Annotated in this window: 1 protein-coding gene; it reads left to right on the forward strand. The window is 60.7% G+C overall.

Annotation, left to right across the window (positions count from 1 at the left end; all coding sequences use genetic code 11):
- Window positions 1–971 (forward strand): sensor domain-containing diguanylate cyclase (locus OP496_RS18040; protein ID WP_280565337.1); only part of this gene is annotated, 971 nt, incomplete at its 5' end.
- Window positions 972–980 lie beyond the last annotated feature (9 nt).

The following is a 980-nucleotide window of genomic DNA, read 5'->3' on the forward strand; positions in this document are numbered from 1 at the left end:
TGGATACTTCGTTGGAAGAGTTGCAGCGCATCGCGCAGACCTTCAATAGCGTGGAGTATGAGCGCAATCGCGAGCGCGCGGAGCGACGCAGCCGCCAGGCCTATCTCGATGGGGTGTTGAGTTCGTCGCCATTGCCGATGTTCCTGGCCGATCTCGAGGGCCGAACCCGCTACGTCAACCCGGCTCTGGAAACATTGACGGGGTTGTCAGCGGCGTCGTTCAAGCATCGCGCTTGGTTGCGTCGTCTGCATCCCGAGGATCGCCCAGTGCTGTTTGCGTTGTGGCGCGATGCAATAAACGGCGGCCATGGACTGTATCGTCAGTTGCGCTTTGAGTGTGGCGATGCGGGGATGATGTGGCTGGAGCTTTATACCAGCCAGGTGATGAACGGCGAGCAACCGCAAGGTGTGGTGGGCTTCGTCAAGGACATTACGCATCTTCGCGCACAGCAGAAACGCCAGCTCTGGGAAGCCGAGCACGATCCGCTGACCAGGCTTCTCAATCGGCGCGGTTTCGAGCGACGCCTCGAAGAGACTTTCCAGCATTTCCGCGAACATGGCGAAACGGCATCGTTGATTCTCTTCGATCTGGATAGCTTCAAACCGATCAACGACGAAGGCGGCCATGCCCTGGGCGATGAAATGCTGCGTGCGATTGCTCGCTGTCTGGAAGGGTGCGTGCGCCGCGACGACCACCTGGCGCGCCTGGGCGGCGATGAATTCGCCATCCTGTTACCCGGCTGCGGCAACCCACAAGCCATACGCATCGCCGAGGAGGTGCGGCATGCAGTGAGCGAGTTGTCGGTGCGGTGCAAGGACAAGCGCTACGGTGTCACCGCGAGCCTGGGAATTTCATGCCTGGGCGTCGATGACGTCGATGCGCAGGCGATGGTGAAACGCGCCGATGCCGCGAGTTATGACGCCAAGGCTCAGGGCAAGAACCGCATGATGAACGACGCGCGTTGTCTATGACGCCGCGCC

This window comes from Chromohalobacter sp. 48-RD10 (genome assembly GCF_029889785.1).
GTDB lineage: Bacteria > Pseudomonadota > Gammaproteobacteria > Pseudomonadales > Halomonadaceae > Chromohalobacter.